Annotated in this window: 6 protein-coding genes; 2 read left to right on the top strand and 4 right to left on the bottom strand. The window is 72.5% G+C overall.

Translation table 11 applies throughout. From position 1 onward, the window contains the following. Positions 1 to 372: 372 nt before the first annotated feature. Positions 373 to 924 (bottom strand): MarR family winged helix-turn-helix transcriptional regulator, encoded by a 552-nt coding sequence (locus tag ACWCV9_RS36780; protein WP_450793280.1) that lies wholly within the window; start codon positions 922 to 924, stop codon positions 373 to 375. Positions 925 to 1,034: 110 nt separating this feature from the next. Between ACWCV9_RS36780 and ACWCV9_RS36775 the strand changes: the two genes are divergently transcribed. Next, entirely contained in the window at positions 1,035 to 2,324 is a 1,290-nt protein-coding gene (locus ACWCV9_RS36775) for an MFS transporter (protein WP_450793278.1), read from the top strand. A gap of 55 nt (positions 2,325 to 2,379) precedes the next feature. Here ACWCV9_RS36775 and ACWCV9_RS36770 read toward each other — a convergent pair whose 3' ends face one another. The 3 genes from ACWCV9_RS36770 to ACWCV9_RS36760 all read right to left on the bottom strand — a co-directional run bounded on the left by ACWCV9_RS36770 (position 2,380) and on the right by ACWCV9_RS36760 (position 6,422). After that, positions 2,380 to 3,195, bottom strand: a complete 816-nt coding sequence (locus tag ACWCV9_RS36770) for a class I SAM-dependent methyltransferase (RefSeq protein ID WP_450793276.1) — start codon at positions 3,193 to 3,195, stop codon at positions 2,380 to 2,382. Positions 3,196 to 3,259: 64 nt separating this feature from the next. After that, positions 3,260 to 4,912, bottom strand: coding sequence for an ATP-binding SpoIIE family protein phosphatase (locus tag ACWCV9_RS36765; protein ID WP_450793274.1), 1,653 nt, complete (start codon positions 4,910 to 4,912; stop codon positions 3,260 to 3,262). A 130-nt stretch (positions 4,913 to 5,042) separates the two neighbouring features. Next, on the bottom strand, positions 5,043 to 6,422 hold the full coding sequence (locus tag ACWCV9_RS36760) for an NAD(P)/FAD-dependent oxidoreductase (RefSeq protein ID WP_450793272.1): 1,380 nt from the start codon (positions 6,420 to 6,422) through the stop codon (positions 5,043 to 5,045). A 375-nt stretch (positions 6,423 to 6,797) separates the two neighbouring features. Between ACWCV9_RS36760 and ACWCV9_RS36755 the strand changes: the two genes are divergently transcribed. Next, positions 6,798 to 7,538, top strand: a complete 741-nt coding sequence (locus ACWCV9_RS36755) for a TetR/AcrR family transcriptional regulator (RefSeq protein WP_450793270.1) — start codon at positions 6,798 to 6,800, stop codon at positions 7,536 to 7,538. The last annotated feature ends 135 nt before the right edge of the window (positions 7,539 to 7,673 follow it).

Below are 7,673 nucleotides of genomic sequence, written 5' to 3'. Positions count from 1 at the left end.
ACCCTCTCGGGCTTTCCTCCGGGCGCTTCCCTTCGGTCTTGCGTTTCCGACTCTATCAGATCCTTTCGGCGTCTGATCCCCAGTCAGCGGGGTTTGTCTTCCCGGCCGTTGGGCCGTTCCGACGTCTCAAACCTTAGCGGATCTTCCCGGCGATTCCCAATCGGGCCGCCGAGCCCCTTTTCGAATTGAATTCGGGCACGCCGAATACAACCCCGCTGGGAGATCGTGCTGTTGGTTGAGGGTGCCGCTCAAGGCGGCGGAGGTGCTGTCGAAGAACCGTTACGGCTCCGCGACAACCCGAAGAACTTTACGGATCCGGCAAGGGCGTGTCAAGTGGCCCTTGTCAAGATCTTTTACAAGCGCTCGTCCGGCTCAGTCGAGGTCGCTGAGCCGGCCGCCCGCGTCCGGCTGGGCGTGCTCCACCCTGCGCAGCAGCCGGGTGAGGACCTCGCCGAGCACCTGGCGCTCCACCGGGGTCAGGTCCTGGAGCAGCTCTTCCTCGAAGACGGTGGCCATGCGCATCGCCTCCAGCCACTTCTCGCGGCCCTCGGGGGTCAGCTCCACGATGACGCGGACCCGGTTGGACTCGTCGCGCTCCCGGGTGACCAGCCCCTCGGTGACCATGCGGTCGATCCGGTGGGTCATCGCGGCCGGGGTGAGGCCGAGCCGCTTGGCGAGGTCGCTGGGGCCCATGCGGTACGGGGCGCCGGAGAGGACGAGTGCCTTGAGGACCTCCCACTCGGCGTTGCTGATGCCGAGGGCGGAGGTCTGGCGGCCGTAGGCGACGTTCATACGGCGGTTGAGCCGGGAGAGCGCCGACACGATCTTCTCGACCTGGGGGTCGAGGTCCTGGAACTCGCGCTGGTAGGCGGCGATCTGCTCTTCGAGCGTCGGCTCTGTGACGTCGGGGGCGGTGTCGGCCATGGCCGCAGTATCGCACGCTACGCCTTTGCCTTGAAGTCCTTCAGTGTGTACTCTTTAGCTTCGAACTTTAGCTTTGAAGTCTTCACTCCTAACTAGTGAGAGAGGTGAACGTGACCAGGGCGATGGGCGCAGCGATGCGCCGGATCCAAGTGGGCAACGCACTCAGCGCTTTCGGGCTCGGCTTCACGGTCCCGTACCTGTACGTCTACGTGGCGCAGGTGCGAGGCCTGGGGGCCATGACGGCGGGACTCGTGCTCGCCGTCTTCGCCGTGGCCGCGCTGATCGTGCTGCCGTTCGCCGGCCGGGCGATCGTGCGCCGCGGCCCGCTGCCGGTCCTGCTCGCCGCCCTGGTCACCGCCGCGCTCGGCGCGCTCAGCCTCGGGCTGGCGGGCAACGCCGCGGCCGTCCTGCTGTCGGCCGCCGCGCTCGGTGCCGGGCAGGCCGTGATGCAGCCGGCGCTGGCCACCATGATCGTGGACTGCTCCAGCGCCGACACGCGCTCGCGTGCGTTCGCGATGCAGTTCTTCCTCCAGAACCTGGGCCTCGGGGTCGGCGGCCTCATCGGCGGTCACCTGGTGGACACCACGCGCGTGTCGTCGTTCACCCTGCTGTTCGCGATCGAGGCGGCGATGTTCCTGCTGCTGGTCGCGGTGATGGCCACGGTGCGGATGCCGCACTCGCCGCAGATCGAGGACGCGCCCGCGCGCTCGGCGAAGGGCAGCTGGAAGCAGCTGCTCGGGAACCGGGCGATGGTGCAGCTGTCCGTGCTGGGCTTCGTGCTGTTCTTCGCCTGCTACGGGCAGTTCGAGTCCGGGCTGAGCGCGTACGGCGTGGAGGCCGCCGGGATATCCACCTCCGCGCTGGGGACGGCGCTGGCCGCGAACACGCTGATGATCGTGGTCGCCCAGTTCGCGGTGCTGAAGTTCGTGGAGCGGCGCCGGCGCTCCCGGGTGATCGCCGCGGTCGGGCTGATCTGGGCCGTCGCCTGGCTGGCCGCCGGATACGCGGGGCTGGGGCACGGCAGCCAGGAGATGGCGACGGCCGCCTTCGTGTCGACGTACGCGCTGTTCGGTCTGGGTGAGGCCATGCTGTCGCCGACGGTCGCGCCGCTGGTCGCCGATCTGGCGCCGGAGGGCATGGCCGGGCAGTACAACTCGGCGTTCGCGCTGGTCAAGCAGCTCGCGCTGGCCGTGGGTCCGGCGGTGGGCGGACCCATGGGGGCCTCGCTGCACGCGCCGTACATCGTGACCTTCCTGCTGTTCTCGCTGGGCATCACCGTCCTGGCGCTGCGGCTGGGCCGCGGGCTCACCGCCGTACAGGACCGGCCGTGGCTGGCGCGCGGGACCCGGGTGGTCACGCGCGGAGGCGCTGCGCCGGAACCGGTGGCCGCACAGGCGTGAGCCGGGCGCGGGCGACGGCCGTCACCTCTGGGTGGCGGCCGTTTCGCGTACCGGCTCAGCGGACCGCCGTGACCAGGACCACCGTGAAGGGCAGGGTCGCCGTGCCGTCGTCGGCCGTGTAGGGGGCCAGCTCGTCGCGGATCAGCCGGGCGGCCCGGGTGAGCGCCTCCTCGCCGCCCGGCTCGGTGATCCGGGTGCTCCAGGAGGTGGCGGACAGATGGCCGGCCACGTAGTCGTCGAGCGGGGGCAGCGTGATGTCGAGGGTGATCTGGCGCTGCTCGGTGCTCCGGTAGCCGGCGGTGCCGAGCGCGGTGGTGAGCTGTTCGGCGGTGCAGGCGAAGGCGTGCGCGAAGGTCTTGGCCGCCTCCGGTCCGCCGTACTCCTCGATGGCCCGGCCCAGAGCGCGGAAGTAGGGCTGGTCGTCGAGTGCGGCCCACACGGTGGCGGCGAAGCGGCCCTGGGGGCGGGTGACGCGGGCCGTCTCGGTGAGCGCGGCCGTGAGGTCGGGGAAGAACTGGGCGGCCTGCTGGCAGACCACGGTGTCGAAGGTGGCGTCGGGGTAGGGGAGCCGGTCGGCGGCGGCCACGGCGAACTCGATGTCCGGGTAGAGGCGGGGGTGGCGCTCCCGGGCCACGCTGACCATGCCCTCGTTGATGTCGATGCCGTACACCCGCCCGGCGGGCCCGGTCAGGGCGGCGGCCGCGCGGGCGGCGAAGCCGGTGCCGCAGGCGAGGTCGAGGACGGTGTCCCCGGGGTTGAGGTCCGCGGCGTCCAGGAGTGCGGTCACGAAGGGGGCCATGAGCGGGGCGACGTACGTCTCGTACCGCTCGGGTGCGCTGCCCTTGAGTTGAAAGCCCGGTGCGTCTGCCATAGGTCTGCTCTTAGCACCGGGCGGGCGGTACGGCCAGGTGCCGCGCAGGGGGTGCCATGAGGCGTCAGGGCTTTGCGCCCGGCAGGACGAACTCGCACCACACCGCCTTGCCGCCGCCCGGGGTGCGGCGGCAGCCCCAGCTGGAGGCGATCGTCGCCACGATCGCGATGCCCCGGCCGGACTCGTCGCCGGGTTCGGCGCGGCGGCGTCTGGGCAGGTGGTCGTCGCCGTCGGTGACCTCGACGATGAGGCGGCGGTCGGTGCGGCGCAGCCGGAGCCGCATGGGCGGGGTGCCGTGCTGGAGGCTGTTGGCGACCAGTTCGCTGGTGGCGAGGACGCCGAGGTCGTGCAGCTCCGCGGGGAAGCGCCAGCTGGTGAGGACGCCGGAGGCGAAGGCACGCGCGCGGGGGGCCGCTTCGACGCCGCCGAGGAGTTCCAGGGCGGCGTTGCGGAAGAGGTCGCCGTCGGGGCCCGTACGGGCCGGGTGCTGGAGGACGAGAACGGCCACGTCGTCGTCGTGGTCGGCGGTGACGCCGGCGGAGCGGACCAGGCGGTCGCAGACGACCTGGGGGCTGCCGGTGGCGCCGGAGAGGGCGTCCTCGAGGGCGGCGATGCCCTCGTCCAGGTCCTTGTCGCGGCGCTCGACCAGGCCGTCCGTGTAGAGGACGGCGGTGGCGCCGGGGCCGAGTCCGATGGAGCCGGAGGCGTGGATCCAGCCGCCGGTGCCGAGCGGCGGTCCGGTGGGTTCGTCGGCGCGGGAGACGGTGCCCTGCTCGTCGCGGACCAGGATCGGCAGATGGCCCGCCGACGCGTACACCAGCCGGCCCTCGTTGGGGTCGTGGACGGCGTAGACGCAGGTGGCGATCTGGTTGGGGTCGATCTCGGCGGCCAGGCCGTCGAGCAGCTGGAGGACCTCGTGCGGGGGCAGGTCCAGGCGGGCGTAGGCCCGGACGGCGGTGCGGAGCTGGCCCATGACGGCCGCCGCGCGGACGCCCCGGCCCATGACGTCGCCGATGACCAGGGCGGTGCGGCCGCCGCCGAGGGTGATCACGTCGTACCAGTCGCCGCCGACCGCGGCCTCGGTGCCGCCGGGCTGGTAGGTGGCGGCGATGCGCAGGTCGTCGGGTTGTTCCAGCTCCTGCGGGAGGAGGGAGCGCTGGAGGGTGACGGCGGTCTCGCGCTGGCGGCGCTCGCTGGCGCGCAGCCGCTCGGCGGCCTCGGCGTGGTCGGTGACGTCGGTGGCGAAGACGAGCACGCCGCCGTCGCGGTCGCCGTCCTCGGCGACGGGGGTGCAGGTGAAGGTGTACGAGCGGCCGTCGACGGCCTTGCGGGACTTCAGGGTGCGTGGCTTGGCGCTGCGCAGCACCTGGTCGAGGAGCGGGAGCAGGCCCAGTTCGGCCAGCTCCGGGAGCGCCTCGCGCGCGGGTGCGCCGGTGGGTCTGGCGCCGAAGGCCGCCGTGTAGGCGTCGTTGACGTAGGCGATGCGGTGGTCGGGGCCGTGGACCAGGGCGACGAGGGCCGGGACGCGGTCGAGGACGTCGCGGGCGGGCAGTTCGTCGACGGCCGGAACGGGGGCAGGGTCGTCGGTGGGCTGTTCGGCGCGGGCCGCGGGCACCGAGCCTTCTCCCCGCCGGTCCGGGGAGACCTGCGTCTCGGTCCGCGCCGCTGCGCGGCGCTGCGTTCCGGGGAGGCGGGCGCTCCAGCGCGTGAAGTTCACTTGGGAAGAAGCCTCGTGGGTGCTGTGGGCGGGCGGGTGCCCGTCCGCGGACGTGGGGCAGTCTGGCAGGGGGTGGGCCGCGGCGACATCCGTCAGACGCCGGAGCGGGCCGTGGAGTTCCTGAAGTCCGTCAGGACGACCCCTTCGGGTCGTCCGAGGGGCTGTGAGGAGGCTTTCCACCGGCAGCGAGTTCGAACTCCGCTCGCGGATGTTCGAGTGAACCGAGCGAGACGATCTCCCGTTTGAAGAGCCCGGCGAGGGTCCATTCGGCGAGGACGCGGGCCTTGCGGTTGACCGTGGGCACCCGGCTGAGGTGGTAGAGGCGGTGCATGAACCAGGCAGGGTAGCCCTTCAGCCGGCGCCCGTAGACCTGGGCGACGCCCTGGTGGAAGCCGAGGGAGGCGACGGAACCGGCGTACGCGTGCGCGTACGTCTCCAGGGGCTCGCCGCGCAGGGCGTGCGCGAGGTTGTCGCCGAGGGTGCGGGCCTGGCGCAGGGCGTGCTGGGCGTTGGGGGCGGTCACGGCGCCGGGCTCGGCGGCGGTGACGTCGGGTACGGCCGCGGCGTCGCCGGCGCCCCAGGCGTGTGCGGCGCCGTCCACGGTCAGCTGGGCGGTGCACTTGAGCCGGCCGCGCTCGGTGAGCGGGAGGTCGGTGGCCGCGAGCAGCGGGTGCGGTTTGACGCCGGCGGTCCAGACGACCGTACGGGTCGGGAAGCGCTGGCCGTCGCTGAGGACGGCGACGCGCCCGGTGCAGGACTCCAGGCGGGTGCCGAGCAGCACCTGGATGTTGCGGCGGCGCAGCTGGGTGACGGTGTAGCGGCCCAGCTCCGCGCCGACCTCGGGCAGGATCCGGTCGCTGGCCTCCACGAGGATCCACTTCATGTCCTCGGGGCGGAGGTTGTGGTAGTAGCGCGCGGTGTAGCGGGCCATGTCCTCGAGTTCGGCGAGCGCCTCGACGCCGGCGAAGCCGCCGCCGACGAAGACGAAGGTGAGGGCGGCGTCGCGGATCGCGGGGTCGCGGGTGGAGGAGGCGATGTCCATCTGCTCGATGACGTGGTTGCGCAGTCCGATGGCCTCTTCGACGGTCTTGAAGCCGATGCCGTGCTCGGCGAGGCCCGGGATCGGCAGGGTGCGGGAGACCGAGCCGGGGGCGAGGACGAGTTCGTCGTAGCCGACGCGTTCGGCGGGGCGGCCCTCCTCGGCGGTGGCGAGCGTGCTGACGGTGGCGGTGCGCACCGCGTGGTCGATGGCGGTCACCTCGCCGATGACGACATGGCAGTGGTCCAGAACGCGGCGCAGCGGTACGACGACATGCCGAGGGGAGATCGAACCCGCGGCCGCCTCGGGCAGGAACGGCTGGTACGTCATGTACGGGTCCGGGGTGACGACGGTGATCTCGACGTCACCCCGCCTGAGCTCGGTCTTCAGCTTCCGCTGGAGCCGCAGTGCCGTGTACATCCCGACGTAGCCGCCGCCGACAACCAGAATGCGCGCACGTTCCTTCACCATCCCATGACGCACCCGGCGCAGTTGTTTGTCCACAGGCCCGGCAATTTGTGTGACTGGCGGGCGGGTGTGCGCAGGGCCGGGCGCGCGGCGGGGGCGGGAAGAAACGGGGCAGGTCAGCGGGGGCGGGCGGGAGGGCGCGAAGGGTCGGAATGGGGACGTATCAGACCCGTACTCCGATCGGGGGGCGCACTGTGCGGAACCTGCCCCTTCTGAATTGACGGTCTCTCAACTATGTTCGTGTGTCGACGGGGTGTAGGGAATGTGGTCGAACCGGTCCGTGACGGGTGGATCCCGGTCGGGATGGACGCCGGTTCCGCGCACTCCGGGTTCAGGCGGGGAGTCTCCGGGGGGAGACGTCATGACCGGGGGAAACACATGCATGTTCAGGACACGCATTGGACGTCCGCAGCCACCGCTGTCGCCATCGGCGGCGGTGCCGGGACGGTGAGTGCCGCAGGGGGCAACGGACGCGCGGACGGGGCGCGGACGGCGCCGCTGCGGGTGGACGCACAGCGCAATCTGGAGCACGTGCTGCGTGCGGCGCGTGAGGTGTTCGGCGAGCTGGGGTACGGCGCGCCGATGGAGGACGTGGCGCGGCGCGCCCGGGTGGGTGTCGGCACGGTGTACCGGCGCTTTCCCAGCAAGGACGTGCTGGTACGGCGGATAGCCGAGGAGGAGACGGCCCGGCTGACCGAGCAGGCCCGGGCGGCGCTCGGGCAGGAGGACGAGCCGTGGTCGGCGCTGTCGCGCTTCCTGCGGACGTCCGTGGCATCGGGCGCGGGGCGGTTGCTGCCGCCGCAGGTGCTGGTGGGCTCCGCGGTGGGCTCGGGCGAGGAGGCCCGGGTGCCTCAGCAGCGGTCGCAGCCGGACAGCGGTGCGGTGCGGCTGGGTCCGGGGGCCGACGAGGCCGGGGCCGGGGCGCTGCTGGAGGTCGTGGGCCAGCTGGTGGAGCGGGCCCGGGCGGCCGGTGAGCTGCGGACCGATGTGTCCGTGTCCGATGTGCTGCTGGTGATCGCCACGGCGGCGCCCTCGCTGCCGGACGCGGCGCAGCAGGCGGCGGCGTCCGGGCGGCTGCTGGACATCCTGCTGGAGGGCCTGCGCTCGCGCCCGGCGTGACGGCGGCGGCCGGCGGTGCCACCGCCCGCCCCGGTCTCGCCGTCGGCGGCTGACGTCGGCTTCCGCCCGTACCACCGGCCGGGTTCCTCGGCCGGGGTGCGGGCGGGCCCTCGGATGATGCCCTCGTTCGAGTGA

Source organism: Streptomyces sp. NPDC001606, assembly GCF_053596835.1.
Note: the sequence above shows the minus strand (reverse complement) of the source record. Positions and strands in the feature narration are given on the sequence as shown.

What these genes read in the sequence shown, in the direction of transcription:
- ACWCV9_RS36780 (WP_450793280.1), bottom strand. Translation starts at nt 924, where the DNA reads ATGGCCGACACCGCCCCCGACGTCACAGAGCCGACGCTCGAAGAGCAG.
- ACWCV9_RS36770 (WP_450793276.1), bottom strand. Translation starts at nt 3,195, where the DNA reads ATGGCAGACGCACCGGGCTTTCAACTCAAGGGCAGCGCACCCGAGCGG.
- ACWCV9_RS36760 (WP_450793272.1), bottom strand. Translation starts at nt 6,422, where the DNA reads ATGGTGAAGGAACGTGCGCGCATTCTGGTTGTCGGCGGCGGCTACGTC.
- ACWCV9_RS36755 (WP_450793270.1), top strand. Translation starts at nt 6,798, where the DNA reads ATGCATGTTCAGGACACGCATTGGACGTCCGCAGCCACCGCTGTCGCC.